Here is a 19,534-nt window from a genome sequence, read left to right on the forward strand (position 1 = left end):
ACGTGGATGGAGTACGGGCGGCGACCGCTGTTGCGGGTGCGCGGGCGGAGCGTCGCCTGGCTGCTCCCGCTGCTGCTCCTCGCCGGCGTCGTCGTGGCGGACTTCGCCACCGGCGAGAGACTGCGGATGATCTCCTGGATCGTGCTGGTCCCGGGCATCTCCTCGGCGATCTGCGGGACGTGGACGACGGCCGGGTACGGACTGCTGGCGGTGGCCACGTACGTCCTCGTGGACAGCGCCTGGCCCGAGCAGTACCAGGCCGGGCTCGGCGACTTCATCCTGGTCGCCGTCGGCGGCGCCCTGGCCACCCTCGCCGCCGCCGTGCGCGTGCGCCGGGAACGCCAGGTCGTGCACATCCGGGACATCGCCGACACCACCCGGCGCACCGTGCTGCGCCCGCTGCCGCCCGACTGGGCCGGGCTGGAACAGGCGGGGGTGTACCTGGCCGCCGACGTCGAGGCCCGGGTCGGCGGCGACTTCTACGACATCCAGCCCAGCCCGCACGGCACCCGCGTCCTCGTCGGCGACGTGCAGGGCAAGGGCCTCGGCGCGGTGGAGGCCGCCGCCGCGCTGCTCGGCACGTTCCGCGAGGCCGGGTACCACGAGAAGGACCTTGCGACCGTCGCCGAGCGGCTGGAGATCCGGATGCTGCGGCACCGCTCCCACACCGTCGCGCTCGGCGGGGCCGACGGCGACCGGTTCGCCACGGCCGTCCTGATCGCCTTTCCCGGGGACGCGCCGCAGACCCTGGAGATGGTGAACTTCGGCCACGAACCGCCGCTGGCCGTCGGCCCGCGCGGGGTCCGCGAACTGCCCAGCGGCGAGGGCCTGCCGCTGGGCTGCGCCGACCTCGCGGGCGGCCTGCTGCCGCCGGTGCGCCGGGTGCCGCTGGCGACGGACGAGACGCTGTTGCTGGTCACCGACGGGGTGACCGAGGCCCGCGACGGGCCCGGCGAGTTCTACGACCTGACCCGCGAGGTCGCCCGCGCGGTCCGCGCCGACCCGCGCCGGGCCGCCCCGCACCGGCTGGTCCGCCGGGTCCGCGACGGCGTGCTGCGGCACAGCGGGGGCCGGCTGGCGGACGACACCACGGTCTTCGCGGTGCGCCGGCTGCCCGGGGGCGGGGGTCCGCCGGGGGACCTCGAACAGGGATGTTTGCGGTACTGAGGCCCCGGTGCGCGGTGCCAGCGGTTACGGTGCTGGCTGGAGAGCGGATCTACGGAGCCCTCGGGACCGACGGGCCCACGGGTGACAGGGGGAGGCACGATGCCCGGAACCGTGCTGCTGCTCGCGGCCTCGCCGGTGGGCCGGGGGCGCCTGGTGGACGCGGCCGGTGTCCTGCCGGTGCTGGCGGCCGTCGCCCCCGCCGTGCTGTCCGGCGCCGACACCGCGAACGTCGTGGAACTCGCCGACCCGCTGGAACCGCAGGCCGTCCTGACCCGGCTGCGGGCCGCGGCGGCGGCGCCCGGACCGCTCACCGTGTACCTCACCGGGCAGCTGCACCTGGACCGGCGCCAGCACCTGCCCCACCTGGCCCTGGCCCGCACCACGGCGGCCACCGTCCGCTACACCGCGCTGCCCTGGCACTGGATCCGCGAGGAGCTGCGGCTGCGCTCGGCCGCGGACACCGCGTTCGTGGTCGATCTGCACGCCGACCCGGAGGCCTGGAAGCACATCACCGAGCGCGGCCTCGACTGCGGCCCGTACACCGCCGTGTACGGCCGTGTCGCCCCGCCCGCCCGGCGGGGCCGGGCCGAGCCGGCGTACATGAAGACGGTCGCCACCCTGCTGCGCAGCGGCCACCGCCCCCCGCTGGGCACCCTGCACGAACAGGCCCTGAGCCGCATCCCGGAGGAAACCCGCGGCAACCTGCTACTGGCCCACCCCGGAGGCCGGACGGCACCAGTGACAACACCGCCGGCCCCGGTCGTTCCGGCCGCCCCGCCCGCCCCGGTCGCGCCGCCTGGCGCGGGGCCGACCGGCGAGGGGCCGCTCGGCAGGGGGCCGGCCGGCGGGGTGCCGGGCTCGCCGACGCCGGGAGTCTCAGCGCCGGGCCTGCCGGTGCCGAGGCTGTCGGCGCCGTGGGATCCGGCAGCGGACCGGGCCGGCAACGGCCTCGGCGACCGGCCCGGCGACCGGGTCAGCGATCCGCTCGGGGACCGGATCGGCGACCGGCTCGGTGACCAGCCTGGGGGTCCGTCAGGCGACCGGCTCGGTGACCAGCCCGCGGAGCCGTCCGGTGCCCGGGCTGGCGATCCGTCTGGGGACCCGCCCGGCGATCGGCTCGGTGATCAGCCCGACGAGCGCCTCGGTGACCGGCCCGGCGGTCCGCCCGGTGACCGGCTGGATGACCGCTTCGGTGACCAGGCTGGTGATCCGTCCGGTGACCGGGACGGCGAACGCGTCGGCGGTTCGTCCGGTGACCGGCCCGGTGATCACCTGGACGACCGGCCCGGTGAAACGTTCGGGGAGCCGCCCGGTGACCGGCTCGGTGACCGGCCCGGCGGTTCGTCCGGGGACCGCCTTGGCGATCGCCTCGGTGACCGGGCTGGCGATCCGTCTGGTGACCGCCCCGGCGGTCCGTCCGGTGACCGTCCCGGCGACCGCTTGGACGACCGGCTCGGCGATCGCCTGGACGTCCGGTCCGGTGACCGGCCCGGTGGAACGTTCGGGGAGCCGTTCGGTGGGTCGGTCGGCCGGATGTCCGCCGGGGGCGATCCGCATGCTGCCATCAGTGCTGCCGTTCAGGGCGGTCTGCACCGGGAGGCGGACGGGCTGGCCGCGCGGCACGAGGAGGCCGCCGTGCGGGCGTACGGCGCCGGGTCCGAGCAGGCGTTGCACTGGCGGGAGGTGCGGGCCGATCTGGCGATGTTCGCCGGGGACCCGGTGCGCAGCTGCCGGGCCTGGCTCGCGGTGGCCGAGGCGCGGCTGGCCGCCGGGCAGGCGGCGGACGCGCCCGCAGTGGAGGCGGCCGTGGACCGCGCCCACCACCAGTGGAGCCGCATCGAGGACCCCGCGCGGGCCCGCGAACTCGGGACTGCGCTGGCGGAGTTGCGCCTCCGGGTGCCCGGGCGCAGGCGCGGTGCGCTGGAGGACATCCAGCGGCAGCTGGGCCGGCTCCAGGCCGCGCCGTAGGCCGGAGCCCCAGTGTGATGCGGCCGTAGGCGGGAGGCCCGCGTTCAGGCCATCCAGAAGAAGACGGCCGTCATGCGCTTGTCCGCCGGCGTCCGGCCGGTGTAACCGGTCGCGCTGTGCACCAGGTCGGCGCGGTACAGCAGCAGGCGGTTGTACCGGTGCGGGACCCGGACGTCCTCCTCGAAGTGGTCCGCCGGGACGTACCGCGTACCGAGGGCCTCGACGAGGTTGGTGTGCGGGGCCCGGACGATGTTGCCGCCGAGCCGGCCGCCGGGCAGCGACTGCCGGTAGAAGGCGGTCCCGCAGTCCTCGGGCGCCTCCGGATTGAGGTACAGCACGGCCGCGTACCGGCACAGCGCGCGGGAGTCGGTGTGCGGGCGGGGCTCGCTCTCGCCCTCGCCGACCACCTGGACACAGTTGTGATCGAGGGTGCCGCCGCCCGGCGCCCGCTGCACCCACAGCTCCTTCGCCCCGGTCGCCCGCTTCACCAACCGCTCCACGCGGGCCAGTTCACCGGGCTCCAGGCCGGGCGTGGCGCGCAGCCCCGGCCAGGTCTCGGAGGTGTACGGGTGGCCCCGGACCCAGCCCTCCTTGGCCAGGCACCGCTGCCGTACGGCGTCGACGTCGGGCAGGACGTCGTCCAGTACCCAGTAGTCGCGGCCCTTGACGGGCTTGCGGTAGGGCAGGACGGGCAGCGCGGCGGGGGTGCGGGGGGAGGGCGGTGCGGGCATGCGGTGAATCTAGGCGCGCCCCTGGTCTGGCTTCGCCCGGGCGCGGGTCAACCTTCTCCCGTGCGGTGGTCAACCACCGGCCAACACCACCCGGCCGATTCTTTACCCGCCCGCGCTGATACGGACCGGCCCGGTGTCCGTACCCCTTGGGTGTCCGGACCCGCGCACCGCCGTGGGTCCGGTCCGACGACGGAGGATCCCCGGCAGGAGGCACGGTGCGCTTTTCGCGGAACGCGACGGGAACGCTGTTCGTGGGCGGTGCGATGGCCCTGACCCTCGCCGCGCTCGCCTACCCGGGCATGCTCGGCCTGAGCAAGGTCTCCGGGGCGCAGGACCGTGTCATCGCCAGTACCCAGTGGGGGCCGCTGACCGAGCAGGACCGGGACTTCGTGGTGAAGGTGCGGGCGGCCGGGCTGTGGGAGTACCCCGTCGGGCAGATCGGGCTGCGCAAGGGCGGCTCCGAGGCGGTGATCACGGCGAGCCGGCACCTGGTCGACGGGCACGCCGCGCTCGACACCACCTGCCGGAAGATCGCCCCCATGCTGGACATCACGCTGCCCGACGAGGCGAGCCCCCAGCAGCGGGGCTTCGTACGGCAGCTGAACGGGGAGAGCGGCAGGCAGTTCGACACGGACTTCGCCAACATCCTGCGGATGACGCACGGCTCCATCTTCAACACGGTGGCGAAGATCCGGTCCACCACGAAGAACTCGCTGGTGCGGGCCCTGGCCGACCAGGCCAACGACACCGTCCTGGACCACATATCCGTCATGGAGAAGACGGGCCTGGTGGACTTCGACCGGACCCTGTACCAGCAGACCACCCCGCCCAAGCTGCCCGACTCCGACCTGACCCCGCCGCCCCCGGCCGCCGGCCGGCCGCAGGTGGTCCTCACCCCGCCGCCGTCGGCCACCTCCACACCGGTGGACATCGACGGCATCGCGGGCGGCGGCACCGGGGCGGGGCCGAGCCCGGCCCCGCCGGCCGGTTAGCCACGGCCGGGAGGGCTCAGGCCAGCCACACGGTGGTGTCCGGCGGCAGCACCCCGCCGCCGGGCAGCTCGGCGCTGCTCAGCAGGACCTCGCCGGGAGGCAGCGGCACCGGCTCGGCGCCCAGGTTGGTGACGCTGCGCCAGACCTCGCTGCGGGTGAAGTCCAGCACGCCGGCCGGCGCGCCCGGGGTCCAGGTCAGCGTCTCGCCCTCCAGCAGCTTGCGGCGCAGCCGCAGGGCCGTGCGGTACAGCTCCAGCGTGGAGCCCTCCACACCGGTCTGCGCCTGGACCGCGTAGCCGGCGAAGGACGCGGGCTGCGGCAGCCAGCCGGCCCCGGGCCCGAAGCCGTACGACGGCCCGGTCGTCGTCCACGGCAGCGGCACCCGGCAGCCGTCGCGGCCCTTGCGGGTGTGGCCGGTCTGCTCCCAGATCGGGTCCTGGAGCACCTCCGTGGGCAGGTCCGCGACCTCGGGCAGGCCGAGTTCCTCGCCCTGGTACAGATACGCCGAGCCGGGCAGCGCCAGCATCAGCAGGGTCGCCGCGCGGGCCCGGCGCAGCCCGGCCGCCGGGTCGACGGCGGGCGCCGAGCCGTGGGCGAGCAGCCAGGCCTCCGGGTCGGTGCCGGGCGGCAGCACCAGCCGGGAGGCGTGCCGTACGACGTCGTGGTTGGACAGCACCCAGGTCGCGGAGGCACCGGCCGAGCGGGCCGTGGCCAGCTCGCCGGCGATGATCTCGCGCAGCTCCTCCGCGTCCCAGCCGGCCTGGAGGTACTCGAAGTTGAATGCCTGGCCGAGTTCGTCGGGGCGCGCGTACAGGGCCCGGCGGCCGCCCGGGACCCAGGCCTCGGCGACGGCCATGCGGGGCGGGCGGTAGGCGTCGAAGATCTTGCGCCAGTCGCGGTAGATCTCGTGCACCTCGTCCCGGTCCCAGTACGGGTGGCTGCCCGGCGGCAGGTGCCGCAGGGCCGTCTCGCCGGTCGCGCCGAGGGCGCCGAGGTCCCGCAGCGGCTCGGTGAGGTCCTTGGCCAGGCCGTGGGCGACGTCCACGCGGAAGCCGTCCACACCCCGGTCGGACCAGAACCGCAAGGTCGTGCGGAAGTCGGCGCGGACCTCCTCGTTGTCCCAGTTCAGGTCGGGCTGCTCGGGGGCGAACAGGTGCAGGTACCACTCCCCGTCGGCCACCCGGTGCCAGGCGCTGCCGCCGAACACCGACTGCCAGTCGGTGGGCGGCAGTTCCCCGTGCGGGCCGCGCCCCGGCCGGAAGACGTACCGCTCGCGGGCGGCCGATCCGGGCCCGGCGCGCAGCGCCTCCTGGAACCAGCGGTGCAGATGGGAGGTGTGGTTGGGGACGATGTCCACGACGACCTTCAGGCCCAGCCGGTGCGCCTCGCCCACCAGGGCGTCGAAGTCGTCCAGGGTGCCCAGGCGTTCGTCGACACCGCGCGGGTCGATGACGTCGTAGCCGCCGTCGGCGAGTTCGGAGGGGTAGAAGGGGCTCAGCCACAGGGCGTCGACACCGAGCGCGGCGAGGTGCGACAGCCGCTGGGTCAGGCCCCTGAGGTCACCGAGGCCGTCACCGTCGGCGTCGGCGAAACTGCGTGGATAGACCTGGTAGATGACGGCCTGGCGCCACCAGTCGGGGTTCTTGGACGAGAGGTCCGGCGGGCGGTCTGCCATACGGGCTCCCCTGGGACGGACGAGAGTACGGAATCTGTATCTGTCCACATTGCCCGAAAGGGAACCTTTTCCGGGGCGCTCAGGCGGCGCAGTGCTCCAACAGGCCCCTCACGTCCTCGTCCACCACCCGATAGCGCACCACGCGCCCCTCTTTCTCCCCCGCCACGACCCCTGCCGCGCGCAGCAGCCGCAGGGCCTGGGAGACGGCCGGGTCGTTCATGCCCGTGGCGATCGCCAGGTCCGAGACGGCCAGCGGCCCGGTCCGGTGCAGGGCGAGCAGCAGCGCGAGCCGGTTGGCGTCGGCCAGCAGCGAGAATCGGTCGGACCAGGTGCGCAGACGCCCCGCGTCGCCGATCGCGGCGATCGCCTCGCACACCCGGTGACCGTCGATGGTGCGACGATCGGCACGGTCGGCAGGAACGAGATGCATGCCCCCATCCTGGCAGGCGGCGATGTGATCTTGAATACCTGCCCGACTGCGCAGCTATGCAGGAAACCGCGTGCCCCTCTACGGTGGGCGGGCCGTGGTGTTCGGGAAGCCGGTGTGAGACCGGAGCGGCCCTCGCCACTGTGATCGGGGAGTTCCCGTTCCGTCCGGCATCCGCCGGGCCACTGGCCGAAAGGCCGGGAAGGCAGGAACGGCGGACGTGTGACCCGTAAGCCAGGAGACCGGCCACGGCAGCTCACGAAGTGATCCACGAGGTGCTGGAGCGTGAACCCGATGGCTGATGCCGCTACTTTCCGCTGGCGACGCGAGGACACCGTCAAGACGGCGGGGCTGCTGGTGGTGATCCTCGCCCTGCATGTCGTCGCCTTCGGGATCCTCTGTCTGCTGGTCGCCCCGAGGCACTACCAGGTCGGCTCCCAGGTGTTCGGCGTGGGACTGGGGATCACCGCCTACACCCTCGGCATGCGCCACGCCTTCGACGCCGACCACATCGCGGCGATCGACAACACCACCCGCAAGCTGATGGCCGACGGCAAGCGGCCGGTGTCGGTGGGGTTCTGGTTCGCGCTCGGGCACTCCAGCGTGGTCGTGCTGCTGGCCCTGCTGATCGCGGGCGGCACCTCGCTGGCCGGGAAGGTGATGAACGAGGGCTCCACCACCCACCAGGTGCTCGGGGTGCTCGGCACGACGATCTCCGGGTCCTTCCTCTACCTCATCGCCGCCCTGAACCTGGTCGCCCTGGCGGGCATCCTGAAGGTCTTCCGGGCGATGCGCGCGGGCGGCTACGACGAGACGGAGCTGGAACGGCACCTGGACTCCCGGGGTTTCATGAACCGGCTGCTGGGGCGGCTGACGAAGTCCGTGTCCCGGCCGGGGCAGATGTACCCGCTGGGTTTCCTGTTCGGCCTCGGCTTCGACACGGCCACCGAGGTCACCCTGATGGTGATGGCCGGCTCGGGCGCGGCGGCCGGCCTGCCCTGGTACGCGATCCTGTGCCTGCCGCTGCTGTTCGCCGCCGGGATGAGCCTGTTCGACACCCTCGACGGCACGTTCATGAACTTCGCCTACCAGTGGGCGTTCGCCAACCCCGTCCGCAAGGTCTTCTACAACCTCGCCATCACCGGTCTGTCCATCGCCGTGGCCTTCTTCATCGGCACCATCGAGCTGGTCGGTGTGCTGCACGAGAAGTTCGACCTCAGCGACCCGGTGACCGGCTGGGTGGCCGGCCTGGACCTGGACAACGTCGGCTATCTCATCGTCGGCCTGTTCGTGGCGGTGTGGGCGGCGGCGCTGGCGTACTGGCGGCTGGCACGGGTGGAGGAGCGCTGGTCGGTGCGGGCGGCGCCGTCCGACTGAGCCGGCGGGCGAGCGCGGCGCAGACCACCAGCTGGAGCGTGTGGTAGAGCATCAGCGGCAGGACGGTCATGGCGACCTCGTCCGCGGGAAACAGCACGGAGGCCATCGGCAGTCCGCTGGCCAGGCTCTTGGTCGCCCCGCAGAAGACCGCCGTCACCCGGTCCTCGCGGGGCAGCCGCAGCGCCCGCGCGGAGCGGTCGGCGAGCAGCAGGGCGGCGCCGAGCAGCACCGCCACCAGCACACCGAGCAGGACCAGGCGGCCGGGGGACACCCGCTGCCAGATGCCGGTGGTCATGCCCCGGCTGAACGCCGCGTAGACGACGAGCAGGATGGAGCCCCGGTCGCAGAGCCCGATCACCTTGCGGTGCCGGCCGAGCCAGCCGGAGATCCACCGCCGCACCGCCTGCCCGGCGAGGAACGGCAGCAGCAACTGAAGTGCGATGTCGCCGAGTTGGCCCACGCCGATCGGGATGCCGTCGTCTTCGCCGCCGCCGATCAGCCAGACGGCCAGGACCGGGGTGAGGACCACGCCCAGCACCGTGGAGAAGGACGCGGAGCACAGGGCCGCGGCCACGTTGCCACGGGCCAGGGAGGTGAGGGCGATGGAGGACTGCACGGTGGACGGCAGCACCGCCAGGAACAGCACGCCGGCGGTCAGCTCGGCGCCGAGCAGCCCGTCCGGCAGCAGCCGTGCGGCCAGGCCGAGCAGCGGGAAGGCGGCGAACGTCAGGGCGAGCACGGGCAGATGCAGCCGCCAGTGCCGTACGCCGTCGAGCGCGGCCTGCGGGGAGAGCCGGGCGCCGTAGAGGAAGAACAGCAGGCCGATCGCCAGCTTGGTCAGCCATGAGACGGCCTCGGCCGCCGTGTCCTCGGCCGGGACGAGCGCGGCGATCCCGATCGCGCCGAACAGCGCGACGATGTACCAGTCGACACGGCGCGCCAGACCGCGGACCGAGCCGATGAGCGTCTGAGACATGCGCTCCTGCCTTGGAAGCGGGTGGCATGGGGAGGGGGCCGGTGCGAAGGCGGGCCCGGCACAGAGCGGGGTGGGCGCGGGTGAGCGGGGACGGAGTCCGGGGAAGCCGGGATCCTCCGGTCCCCGGACGGACTCCGGAAGCCGGGGATCCCGGTGCCCGGACGGACTCCGGAAGCCGGGGATCCCGGTGCCCGGGCGGACTCCGGGGAAGCACGCCGGGATCCCCGGTCCGGCCCAGGACCGAGCCTCGTTCGCGCCCGGGATCCGGCCGTCGCCCGCCCGGACCCGCCTGTCAACCGCCGTGGGGCCCGCGTGCGGGTGCGCGCGGGCCCCTGGGGCGGCTCAGGTCACGCCGGGGTGTGGACGTGGTGCCGGCTGATGTTCTTCTCCAGCAGCGCCAGGCACTCGGCGACCCCCACGCTGTCCGGCCCGGTCTGCGGCAGGCGGCCGTCGGCCTCCTTCAGCTCGGTCAGGGCGCGGTCGATGGCGGTCTGCGCGGCGAACAGGCAGGGCGTGCTGTAGATGGCGACGTCGACGCCCAGCGCGGACAGCTCGCTCAGCGACAGCCGCGGCGACTTGCCCCCGGCTATCTGGTTGAACAGCAGCGGCTTGTCCCCGATGACCTTGCGCACCTTGTGGATCCAGTCCACGCTGCGCACCCCGTCGACCAGCACCACGTCGGCGTCGGTCGCGGCGAGCGCCTTGGCGCGGCGCAGGATCTCGTCCTCCTCGGTGGCGTCGGTGCGGGCGACCACCACCAGGTCCCGGCGGGACTGCAGGACCAGCTCCAGCTTCTCCAGGTACTCCTCCAGCGGGAGTACCTGCTTGCCGTCGACGTGACCGCAGCGCCGGGGCCGCTTCTGGTCCTCCAGGATGACGCCGGAGGCGCCGACGGCCTCCAGGTTCTGCACGACGTGGCACGCGGTCTCCGGGTCCACGTAGCCGTCGTCGATGTCCACCAGCAGGTGCTGGGCCGGGAACGCCATGCGCAGGCGCTGGACGAAGGCGATGATGTCGGGCCAGGCGATGAAGCCGATGTCGGGCAGGCCGTAGTGGGACGCGGCGAAGCCGAAGCCGGAGACGAACATCCCGTCGTAGTGCTGGGCCGCGACGGACGCGGAGAACATGTCGAAGACGCCGATCAGAGGGGTGGTGCCGTCCGAGTGAATGGCATCGCGTAGCCGGTTGGGGTGGCTCACGGTATCCTCCGTGGTTACTGGTTGCGTGGGCTGTGTGCCGCTGCGACCGTCTGCCCGCCAAAGCTGTTGGCCGCGCGGCATGTTCCGCACCAGACCGGCCGGGTGCCCTTCCTTGTGAGAGGCGCCCGGTCGACAGCTGTCCAGCCCGGTGGCCCGCAGATTAGGAAACACTTTGCCGAGTCACAACCATCTCTTTGCGATGGCGGTCCGAAACGTGGCGTTCCGGAACGGTGGTTCAGGCACGTGAACACCTGCTCACCCATGTGATCGTGAGGTTCCCGACCGGCCCGGGTGCCCGCACGATGGCCGAATCGGGTCTCACCGACGAGCCGGACACCCTTTTTGTAAAGGGCTTTGTCAAGGACCGGACCGACGGGCGCCAGGGTCGTCAGGGCCGTTCCACCGTCTCCAGGTACAGCCTCACGTACCGGTCCACATCCACGTCCAACGCCACGTCCACCACGGCCCGTTCGGAGCCGTCGTCGTGGAACTCGGCCTCGCCGGGGCCGGTCCTGAGGTCCACGACGGTCTGGCCGCGGGCCGGGCCGGGCGCCAGGCAGACCTCGACCGGCAGCAGCCGGGTGGTGAGGCCCGCCGGATCGGCCACCGCGCACACCGCGCCCGCGTCACCGAGGCCGCCGGCGTCCTCCGCTCCCGGCTCCCTGCCCTGCCGGGTCGGCCGGCACGCGAGGAGATCCCCGGCCAGGCGGGTGCCGGGTTCGTCGCTCGCGCGCAGCCGGCGCACCTCGGCGCCGGGGACGACGACCCGCCGGAAGACGTCCAGGCCGTACATGGTGATCGGCACCCCGGCGGTCAGCAGCACCGCCGCGGCCTCCGGGTCGTGCCAGACGTTGAACTCCGCGACCGGGGTGGCGTTCCCGGTGGCCACCGCCCCGCCCATGAACACGATCCGCTCGATGTTCCGGGTGACCTCCGGGTGGGTGCGCAGCAGCAGCGCGATGTTGGTCAGCGGGGCGGTCGGGATCAGCGTCACGGGGCGCGGGCAGGCGAGGATCTCCCGGCGCAGCAGGGTGACCGCGTCCACGTCCGCCGGGCCCCGGGCGGGCGCCGGCAGCCCCAGGTCGCCCATGCCGTCGACGCCGTGCACCGGCGCGTGGCGGGCCGGTTCGATCAGCGGGCGCTCGGCACCCCGGGCCACCGGGACGGCCGGAGCGCCCGCCCGCTCCAGCACGGTCAGGGTGTTGCGGACCACCCCGTCCACGTCGGTGTTCCCGGCGACACAGGTCACGGCCCGCAGATCGAGCCCCGGGTGGCGTACGGCGAACAGCAGGGCCAGGGCGTCGTCGACGCCGGTGTCGCAGTCGATGATCACAGGCACGGGCTGACCGGTCACGGCGGTCTCCTTCCGTCCAGCCGACCTTAGATCAGCGGGTCCTCGTCCCAGAGCACGGCGGAGTGGGCCGCCACCCGTGCGGTGATCCGGCGCAGCAGTTCCGGCACCGGCAGCGCGCCCGGTCGCCGTCCGTCCCGCAGCCGTACGGCGGCCAGCCCGGCGCCGGCCTCCCGGGCGCCGATCACCGCCTGGTACGGCACCAGCCGCGCGGCCCGGATCCTGGCCCCCAGGGTGCCCTGGGCGGGCCCGGCCAGCTCGGCGCGCAGGCCGAGCGCGACGGCCTCCCGGACCAGCCGCTCCGCCTGCTCCAGCTGCTCCTCGGCCACCGGCAGGACGACCAGCTGGACCGGCGCCAGCCAGGCCGGGAAGGCCCCGCCGTGGACCTCGACGAGGTGCGCGACGGCCCGCTCCACGCTGCCGATGACACTGCGGTGCACCATCACCGGCCGGTGCCGGGCGCCGTCGGGGCCGGTGTAGCGCAGGCCGAAGCGGGCGGGCTGGTGGAAGTCGATCTGCACGGTGGACAAGGTGGACTCGCGGCCCGCCGGGTCGGCGATCTGTACGTCGATCTTCGGGCCGTAGAACGCGGCCTCGCCCGGCGCCTCCTCGTACGCCACCCCGGCCTCGGCCAGGACCTGCCGCAGCAGAGCGGTGGCCCGCCGCCACAGCTCGGGGTCGGCGACGTACTTGCCGCCCGCGCCGGGCAGGGAGAGGCGGTGGCGCACGGCCTCGATGCCGAGGTCGGCGTAGGCGCGGCCGATCAGCTCCAGGGCGGCGCGGGCCTCGGCCACCGCCTGGTCCAGGGTGCAGAAGACATGGGCGTCGTTGAGGTGGATGGCGCGCACCCGGGTCAGGCCGCCGAGCGCGCCGGACAGTTCGGCGCGGTGCATGGTGCCCAGCTCGGCGATGCGCAGCGGCAGCTCCCGGTGGCTGCGGGCGCGGGAGCGGTAGATCAGCGCGTGGTGCGGGCAGAGGCTGGGCCGCAGTACGGCCTCCTCGGCGCCGAGCCGCATCGGCGGGTACATGTCGTCGCGGTAGTGGTCCCAGTGCCCGGAGATCTCGTACAGCTCCCGTTTGCCGAGCACGGGCGAGTACACGTGCCGGTAGCCGGCCCGGCGTTCGGCCTCCCGGATGTACTCCTCCAGGGCGTGCCGGACGGCCGCGCCGTCGGGCAGCCAGTACGGCAGTCCGGCGCCCATCAGCGGATCGGTGCCGAAGAGGCCGAGCTCGCGGCCGAGCCGGCGGTGGTCGGGACGGTCGGGGTCGTGGTGGCCGGACTCGTCACGGTGGTCGTGGTGGCCGGGCTGGTGGTTCATGGGGGTCCTTCCGTCGGGGTGGACGGGGGCGGACGGCCCGGGACGCGCCGGAGCCCCGGGGCGTGCGCCCCGGGGCTCGGATGCTGGTCAGGTGTCAGCGCGCCGGGACGGTCTCCGGCGTCGTCGTGCTCGACGGGCACTGCGGGGCGCGCTGCATGGACGGGACGGTAACAGGGGGCGTACGGGCCGCTCCACGGAATTTCCCGCAGGGCCCCGCGTACGCGGATCCTCCCCGGTGCCCCGCGCACGCCGGATGTCCCCCGGCGCCCCGCGGCACACCGGCCGTACGCCCTCACCCGTACGGCTCCGAGCGCTGGTGGGACGCCCGGGCCGGTGGTGCCGTGAGACCAGGCACCCCGGCCGCACGCAGTCCAGGAGGCACCGATGTCCCCCGCGATATCCCCGCGCGTCCCCCGCCTCCCCCGTGCCGTCGCGCTCCCCCTCCTCGCCACCGGCCTGCTGCTCGGCGGCGGCTGCGCGGCCCTCGGGCTGAACCACCCGGCGAGCGCCCCGCACCCGCTGCCCACGCTCGACCGGCCGGCCCCGGGGTCCACGGCGCCCCGGCGGGCCGACGGCTCCACGCTCAGCGACGAGCAGGCGCAGGCCGCGCTGATCACCCAGACCGACCTCGGCGCCCCCTGGACCGCCACGCGCGGCGCGGCCACCTGGCGGGACGGGCTGCTCAAGAGCCGCACGGCGGCCGGGGAGTGCCAGCGGCTGCTCGACGCCCTCTACAGCGACGAACTCCTCGGCGCCCCGGCGCGCGTCGCCGTCGGCCTGGACGACGCCGACACCGAGGCCCAGCTCCGGTTCCAGATCGGTGCCCGCCGCCCGGCGGACGTCGACGCCATGCTGGCCTGGCTGCGGCAGATGCCGGTGCGCTGCGCCCGGTTCACGGCCACCACGGAACTGGGGCTGCTGGAGGACGTGCAGGTGCGGGACGCCCCGCTGCCGGAGGTCGGGGACGCGCGCCAGGGGCTGCGCGTCACCTGTGCCGCCTTCGATGAGGGCGGGCAGCGGTACCTGCTCACGATGGACGTGGCCGCCGTCCGGGTCGGCGAGGACGCCTTCGCGCTCACCAACGGCGGCCTGGGCGACGTACCGAACGAGGCGACCCAGGCCGCCGTGCAGATCGGCGCCCTCCGGCTGGCGGACATCCGCCGGCAGGGCCGGGCGGAGGTGTGAGGGTCACAGCGGGGGACGGTCCGGGGACGGGGGTACGGGCCACAGCGGGGGCTGGGCCGGGGCCGGGCCCAGGGTGGTGGTGCCGGGGGCGGTGCGGTGGCCGAGCCCGGTGCGGTAGGCGTCCAGGGCGGCCTCGGTGCGGCCGGTGCGGCGCAGCAGGTCGCCCAGCAGCCGGCACAGGTCGGCGAGGTCCCCGGCGGCGCCCGCGCGTTCCAGGAGGCTGAGGGCGCGGACGTAGTGCTCCTCGGCGGCCTCGGTGTCCCGGGCGTCCTCGGCGATGATGCCGAGCAGGCGGTGCGCGGCGGCGGCGTGCACGGCGCCGCGCTCGGAGGAGAAGTCCCCGAGGACGCCCTCCAGCAGCTCGGCGGCCTCCTCGGAGCGGCCCCGGCGGTGCAGTACGTCGGCGAGTTCGACGGCGGCCTGGCTGCGGTACAGGGCGGCCCGGGTCCGCGCGAGCATGCCGTGCGCCTGCCGCAACTCCTGCTCGGCGCGGTCCAGTTCGCCGTTCTGCGCGCAGACGTAGCCGCGCATCCAGTGGCAGTTGGCCAGCTCGGTGCGCAGCCGCAGCTGGGCGTACAGCTCGGCCGCCTTGGCCAGGGAGGCGTCGGCCTCGGCGATACGGCCCTCGGCGAGCAGGGTACGGGCGACCGAGCGGTGCATCCGGGCGATCAGCGCGGGGTCGCCGGCCCGTGGGGCGAGCGCCAGGGCGAACTCGGCGGCCTGGGCGGCGCGGGCGTGGGCGCCCATGTCCATGTACGGGCCGATGACGCTGGCGTAGAGCAGCAGCAGCGCGTCCGGGTCGTGCAGTCCGCCGCGGTTCAGCTCGTCGAGCGTGGACTCCAGGAGGTAGACGGCGTAGCGGAGTTCGCCCGCGAGGTAGTGGGCGACGGCCCGGCCGCGCACCGCGGGCACCCGCACCGGCAGGGACTGGTCGGCCAGTTGTGCCTCGGCCCGCTCGAAGCGGTCCCGTGCCTCGCTCAACGCGCCGGTCTCCAGGGCGCATTCGCCGAGGCCGAGCAGCGCGTCGGCCTGTTCGCGGCCGAGCCCGTGCGCCTCCGCCTCGGCGCGCACCAGGCCGTACTGGACGGCGGCCTCCTCGGCCCGGCCGTCGGCGAGGAGCCGCTGGGCCTCGGTGAGCCGCAGCCTGAGACCGGTGGCGAGGTGGGCGGGGCGGCCGGCGGCCAGCTCCTCGAAGGTGACCCCGAGCCGGTCCGCGATGTGCCTGAGCGCCTCGTCGGAGGCCCGGACCCGGCCCGCCTCCAGGGTGGAGATGTAGGCGGGGGTGTACGCCGGTTCCGCCAGCTGCCGCTGGGTCAGCCCCCGCTGGGCGCGCAGCCGCTGCACCCGCCGTCCGACGACCTCCGGTTCGTCCCGTTCCAGCATGCTGCCGTGCCCCCCAACTCCCCCTGCCGCCCTTGCCGTTGGGCGGCGACAGCACCTAGGTTAAACGGCGGATTAAGCATGCTTAACACTCCGCTGTTGTGTTGCGAGGTCGCCGTGTCCGGACGTACATCCGCACCCTACGCATCCCACACCCGCCCCCGCGTCCGTCCGGACGGACGGGGCTCCGCCACGCGGGGCGTCGTCGCGGCCGTGATCGCCGCGTCCGGTCTGCTGCTGGCGGCCAACGTGGGCCCGGCCGGCGCCGCCGACACCCCGCGGACACCGGCGTCGGTGGTCCGGCAGACGGGCGGCTGAGACCGCCGCACCCGCCGCCCCTGCGGGTCCCCTGACAGGCCCCTACGGGTCCCTGCGGGTCACCCTGGCAAGGCCCCTGCGGGTCGCCCTTGCGGGTGGCCGGAGGACGTTCACCCTGCGGGGAGTGACGTTGTGAGCCAATATGGTGACATTGGCCGCATTGCTCTCTTCTAAGGGGGCCTCCATGGCTGTGGACATCCCTCCGCTCGTCAAGACGTCCCGGCTCAGAAGCCGGGGCGGTCTGCTGGGCGAGTGCATGGCGGAGTTCTTCGGGACCTTCGTCCTCATCTCCTTCGGCTGCGGCGTGGTCGCGATGGCGGTCGCCGCGCTGCCCGGTTCCGGCCGGGCCGCCACCACCACCACGATCTTCCTGGCGGCCGGCGACTGGCTGCTCGTCACCTGGGGCTGGGCCTTCGCCGTCATGTTCGGCGTCTACGTCGCCGGCGGCATCAGCGGCGCCCACCTCAACCCGGCGGTGACCCTGGCCATGGCCCTGCGCCGGGGCTTCTCCTGGGCCAAGGTGCTGCCGTACTGGTTCGCCCAGGTCGTGGGCGCCCTCACCGGCGCGGCGCTGGTCTACCTCGTCTACCACGACGCGATCAACACCTTCGACCGCACGGTGACCGGACCGAAGGTGAACGGCCACACCAACACCACCTTCTCCATCTTCGCCACCTTCCCGGCCCCCTACTTCCACGGCGGCGTCTGGGGCCCGCTGATCGACCAGATCGTGGGCACGGCCTTCCTGCTGATGCTGATCGCCGCCGTCATCGACCTGCGCAACCAGGCCGTGCAGGCCAACCTCGGCCCCCTGGTCGTCGGCCTCGTCGTCGCCGCCATCGGCATGTCCTACGGCGCGAACGCGGGCTACGCCATCAACCCGGCCCGCGACTTCGGCCCCCGCCTGTTCACCTACGCGGCGGGCTGGGGCAGCCTGGCGTTCCCGGGAAGCGTGTCCGGCGTCTTCAGCGGCTACTGGTGGATCCCGATCGTCGGCCCGCTGATCGGCGGCGCGCTCGGCATCCTGCTCTACGACCTCTTCATCGGCGACGTCCTGCTCACCCGCACCGAGCTGGCCCAACTCCCCCCACCGGGCCGCTCCACCCCGACCCGCACCCGCCCCGAGGAGTAGGCACCACCCCCTAGGTGCCGGTCCCGGTGATCGTGATGCGGGTGCCGACGGGCGTGTGCTCGTACAGCCAGCGGGCGTCGGGGGTGCGCAGGCCGATCACGCTCAGGGTGGACGGGCGGCGGCCGGGGACGTCGGTGGTGGTGTCGGCCCCGTAGAGGTAGTGGGGTTCCCGTTCGGGGCCGCTGAAGGCCATCACCCAGTCGTGGCTCTCGATCTCGCCCGTGGGCGAGACGCTGAACCGGGCGTGCCGCAGGCGTTCGGTGACCCGGGTGACCGCGTCTCCGCGGAACGGCCGGTTCATACCGGGGGCGGAGATGGGGAACGTCCGTCCCCCGGCCCGCAGTTCCAGGGTGGACAGGTCGATCCGGATGTCGTCGACGGGGGTGTCGCCGTCGGGGGACGGGGGCGGTGCCGGGGCGGTCGTGGAGGCGGTCGCGGCGGGCGGCGCGGGCCGTTCGGCGCCGTCCAGCAGGGTCGTGGCGGTGAGGACGGCCGCGCCCGCGACGACGAGGCCCGCCGACACCAGCCCGGCCCGGCGGGTACGGCGGCGCAGCACGGCCCGGCGGCGCACGGCGGCACCCGGGCCGGGTGCGGGGCGCCGGCCCTGCTCGGCGACCTCGCGCAGGGCGTGCGTCAGCCGGTCGGCGCCCTCCCCGGGCGCGGCCGGGCCCGTCGGGTCATGGGGCATGCGTGGCCTCCTTCGTCCCGGTCATGGTCTCGGCCTCCTCGGGCGACAGCTGACGGGCGAGCGCGGCGCGGCCCCGGGCCAGCCGCGCCTTGACCGTGCCGGCGGGCGCGCCGGTCTCCGCGGCGATCTGTTCCACGCTCAGGTCGCACACGTGGTACAGGACCACGGCCAGCCGTTGTGCCGGGGGCAGGGTGCGCAGCGCGGCGACCAGGGCGACGTGCTCCGGTCCGGGCCCCGGGACCTGCTCCCGTGGGGTGTCCTTGCGGACGAGTTCCAGCCAGCGCCGGGCGCGCCGGAACCGGCTGACGGCGAGCCGGGTGGCCACCGTGCGGATCCACGCCTCCGGTGCCTCGGCCGCGTCGAAGGACGTCCGCCGGTCCCAGGCCCGTACGAACGCCTCCTGCACGACGTCCTGCGCCTCGGCGTGGTCTCCGGTGAAGGCGTACAGCTGTCCGACCAGACGGGGGAAGGCAGCCGTGTAGAAGGCGTCGAACTCCTCCTCCGTCATCCCCGCCCCCCCCGTTCTCCCCGTCCGAAGAGGCGATCCTACGGCGCGGGCGGGACCGGGAATTCCTCCCCGTCCCGATGCAACCGGGGCGCCGCGCCGTGCGTACAGACCATGTCCGTACGCATCCCAGGGGGGAACTTCCGTGTCCACGCACGCGCACCGCTCACGTATCCCGCACGCCCCGTCAGCCCGCCCACGCCGTTCGAAAGCCGTCGCCGGTGCCCTCGCGGCGGCCTGCGCGCTGCTGCTCGCGGCGACCGGCTGCGCGGCCACCGCCTCCACCGCCTCCACGGCCGCGGCCGAGCCGGCCGCCGTCCCGCTCCTCCGCCGCGCCCCGGCCCGCCGCGCCCGCCGTCCCAGAGCCGGCCGCGCTCGCCGGCGCGAAGGTCAACGTCGGCGAGGGGGCCACCGTGGGGGTGGGCATGCCGATATCCGTCACCTTCCCGCGCCCGGTGCCGCGCGCCGAGCGGGCCGCGGTCGAGCACTGGCTCGGCGTCGACGCCCGGCCCGCCGTCACGGGCGCCTGGAGCTGGGTCAAGGACCGCAACCTGCTCGACGGGCAGCGCGTCGACTACCGCCCGCCCGCCTACTGGAAGCCCGGCACCCGCGTCACACTGCGCGTCGGCAGCCACGCCGTACGGCGCTTCTCCATCGGCCGTTCCCTGACCGCGACCGTCGACGTGCGCACCCACACGATGACCGTCACGGAGGACGGCAGGCCCGACACCCGGATCCCGGTCACCGCCGGCCGCCCCGGCCTGGACACCTGGAACGGGACGATGGTCGTGATGGACAAGCAGCCCAGGGTCTACATGGACTCCCGCACCGTCGGCCTCGGCGACGCCTACCACGGCTACTACGCCTGGGCCGTGCACACCACCACGTCCGGCACCTACGTCCACCAGAACCCCGCCGCGAACACCCACGCCGGCCGGGCCAACGTCACCCACGGCTGTGTCGGCCTCGCCACCGACGGCACCGCCGAACGCTTCTACCGGCGGGTGATCCCCGGTGATGTCATCCGCGTCACCGGCTCCAAGGACACGGTCGAGCCCGGCAACGGCTACGGCGACTGGAACCTCACCTGGTCCGAGTGGCTGGCCCACAGCGCGACCCGGCACGGCGGTGACGCACGGTGAGT

General features: G+C 74.2%; 17 protein-coding genes, 2 pseudogenes and 1 riboswitch. Of the genes and pseudogenes, 9 read left to right on the forward strand and 10 right to left on the reverse strand.

The window, feature by feature from the left end; all coding sequences use genetic code 11:
• Window positions 1-6 precede the first annotated feature (6 nt).
• The 3 genes and pseudogenes from HB370_RS21015 to HB370_RS21025 all read left to right on the forward strand — a co-directional run.
• Window positions 7-1,167, forward strand: a complete 1,161-nt coding sequence (locus HB370_RS21015; RefSeq protein ID WP_208974531.1) for a PP2C family protein-serine/threonine phosphatase — start codon at window positions 7-9, stop codon at window positions 1,165-1,167.
• A gap of 99 nt (window positions 1,168-1,266) precedes the next feature.
• A pseudogene (locus HB370_RS21020) lies at window positions 1,267-1,878 on the forward strand (hypothetical protein); the annotation flags it as partial.
• Between the two features lie 834 nt (window positions 1,879-2,712).
• Window positions 2,713-3,135: pseudogene (locus tag HB370_RS21025) on the forward strand (hypothetical protein); the annotation flags it as partial.
• A 44-nt stretch (window positions 3,136-3,179) separates the two neighbouring features.
• Here HB370_RS21025 and HB370_RS21030 read toward each other — a convergent pair.
• Entirely contained in the window at window positions 3,180-3,866 is a 687-nt protein-coding gene (locus HB370_RS21030; protein WP_030780621.1) for a DUF6445 family protein, read from the reverse strand.
• Between the two features lie 251 nt (window positions 3,867-4,117).
• On the opposite strand from HB370_RS21030, the gene HB370_RS21035 reads away from it, so the two are divergent.
• A complete protein-coding gene (locus HB370_RS21035) occupies window positions 4,118-4,858 on the forward strand; it encodes a DUF4142 domain-containing protein (RefSeq protein ID WP_030780618.1) in 741 nt (246 codons plus the stop codon).
• Window positions 4,859-4,874: 16 nt separating this feature from the next.
• Here HB370_RS21035 and HB370_RS21040 read toward each other — a convergent pair whose 3' ends face one another.
• Both HB370_RS21040 and HB370_RS21045 read right to left on the reverse strand, forming a co-directional pair.
• On the reverse strand, window positions 4,875-6,533 hold the full coding sequence (locus tag HB370_RS21040) for a glycoside hydrolase family 13 protein (RefSeq protein WP_030780615.1): 1,659 nt from the start codon (window positions 6,531-6,533) through the stop codon (window positions 4,875-4,877).
• Window positions 6,534-6,612: 79 nt separating this feature from the next.
• Complete coding sequence (locus tag HB370_RS21045; protein WP_030780613.1) at window positions 6,613-6,963, reverse strand: metalloregulator ArsR/SmtB family transcription factor; 351 nt, start codon at window positions 6,961-6,963, stop codon at window positions 6,613-6,615.
• Between the two features lie 78 nt (window positions 6,964-7,041).
• Window positions 7,042-7,226: riboswitch (cobalamin riboswitch) on the forward strand.
• 28 nt (window positions 7,227-7,254) lie between these two features.
• Between HB370_RS21045 and HB370_RS21050 the strand changes: the two genes are divergently transcribed.
• Entirely contained in the window at window positions 7,255-8,337 is a 1,083-nt protein-coding gene (locus HB370_RS21050; RefSeq protein WP_030780610.1) for a HoxN/HupN/NixA family nickel/cobalt transporter, read from the forward strand.
• Here HB370_RS21050 and HB370_RS21055 read toward each other — a convergent pair.
• From HB370_RS21055 to thrS, 4 genes are all read right to left on the reverse strand, one after another.
• Window positions 8,234-9,313 carry a bile acid:sodium symporter family protein gene (locus HB370_RS21055; protein WP_208974424.1) on the reverse strand — a complete coding sequence of 360 codons (1,080 nt, stop codon included), beginning with the start codon at window positions 9,311-9,313 and terminating at the stop codon, window positions 8,234-8,236. The two genes, HB370_RS21050 and HB370_RS21055, sit on opposite strands and share 104 nt — an antisense overlap.
• Before the next feature lie 347 nt (window positions 9,314-9,660).
• A complete protein-coding gene (locus HB370_RS21060; protein ID WP_030780605.1) occupies window positions 9,661-10,512 on the reverse strand; it encodes an isocitrate lyase/PEP mutase family protein in 852 nt (283 codons plus the stop codon).
• Window positions 10,513-10,900: 388 nt separating this feature from the next.
• Window positions 10,901-11,866, reverse strand: coding sequence for a nucleoside hydrolase (locus tag HB370_RS21065; RefSeq protein WP_030780603.1), 966 nt, complete (start codon window positions 11,864-11,866; stop codon window positions 10,901-10,903).
• Window positions 11,867-11,892: 26 nt separating this feature from the next.
• Complete coding sequence (thrS, locus tag HB370_RS21070; RefSeq protein ID WP_078637475.1) at window positions 11,893-13,182, reverse strand: threonine--tRNA ligase; 1,290 nt, start codon at window positions 13,180-13,182, stop codon at window positions 11,893-11,895.
• A gap of 384 nt (window positions 13,183-13,566) precedes the next feature.
• Here thrS and HB370_RS21075 point away from each other — a divergent pair, with 384 nt between their 5' ends.
• A complete protein-coding gene (locus HB370_RS21075) occupies window positions 13,567-14,367 on the forward strand; it encodes a hypothetical protein (protein ID WP_030780597.1) in 801 nt (266 codons plus the stop codon).
• Between the two features lie 3 nt (window positions 14,368-14,370).
• On the opposite strand, the gene HB370_RS21080 is transcribed toward HB370_RS21075, so the two are convergent.
• Window positions 14,371-15,750 (reverse strand): tetratricopeptide repeat protein, encoded by a 1,380-nt coding sequence (locus HB370_RS21080; RefSeq protein WP_051815579.1) that lies wholly within the window; start codon window positions 15,748-15,750, stop codon window positions 14,371-14,373.
• A 114-nt stretch (window positions 15,751-15,864) separates the two neighbouring features.
• Here HB370_RS21080 and HB370_RS21085 point away from each other — a divergent pair, with 114 nt between their 5' ends.
• Window positions 15,865-16,065, forward strand: coding sequence for a hypothetical protein (locus HB370_RS21085; protein WP_030780591.1), 201 nt, complete (start codon window positions 15,865-15,867; stop codon window positions 16,063-16,065).
• 184 nt (window positions 16,066-16,249) lie between these two features.
• Window positions 16,250-17,197: an MIP/aquaporin family protein gene (locus HB370_RS21090; protein ID WP_030780588.1), complete on the forward strand. Its 948-nt coding sequence runs from the start codon at window positions 16,250-16,252 to the stop codon at window positions 17,195-17,197.
• A gap of 10 nt (window positions 17,198-17,207) precedes the next feature.
• On the opposite strand, the gene HB370_RS21095 is transcribed toward HB370_RS21090, so the two are convergent.
• Both HB370_RS21095 and HB370_RS21100 read right to left on the reverse strand, forming a co-directional pair.
• Window positions 17,208-17,885: a L,D-transpeptidase gene (locus HB370_RS21095; protein ID WP_030780585.1), complete on the reverse strand. Its 678-nt coding sequence runs from the start codon at window positions 17,883-17,885 to the stop codon at window positions 17,208-17,210.
• The gene (locus tag HB370_RS21100; RefSeq protein ID WP_037701327.1) at window positions 17,875-18,393 is read right to left on the reverse strand and encodes a SigE family RNA polymerase sigma factor; all 519 of its coding nucleotides are present in this window, start codon (window positions 18,391-18,393) and stop codon (window positions 17,875-17,877) included. The genes HB370_RS21095 and HB370_RS21100 overlap by 11 nt, the downstream gene beginning before the upstream one ends.
• A 77-nt stretch (window positions 18,394-18,470) precedes the next feature.
• On the opposite strand from HB370_RS21100, the gene HB370_RS21105 reads away from it, so the two are divergent.
• Window positions 18,471-19,532, forward strand: coding sequence for a L,D-transpeptidase (locus HB370_RS21105; protein WP_167513008.1), 1,062 nt, complete (start codon window positions 18,471-18,473; stop codon window positions 19,530-19,532).
• The last annotated feature ends 2 nt before the right edge of the window (window positions 19,533-19,534 follow it).

It is taken from the genome of Streptomyces sp. DSM 40868 (assembly GCF_011820545.1).
GTDB lineage: Bacteria > Actinomycetota > Actinomycetes > Streptomycetales > Streptomycetaceae > Streptomyces > Streptomyces eurythermus.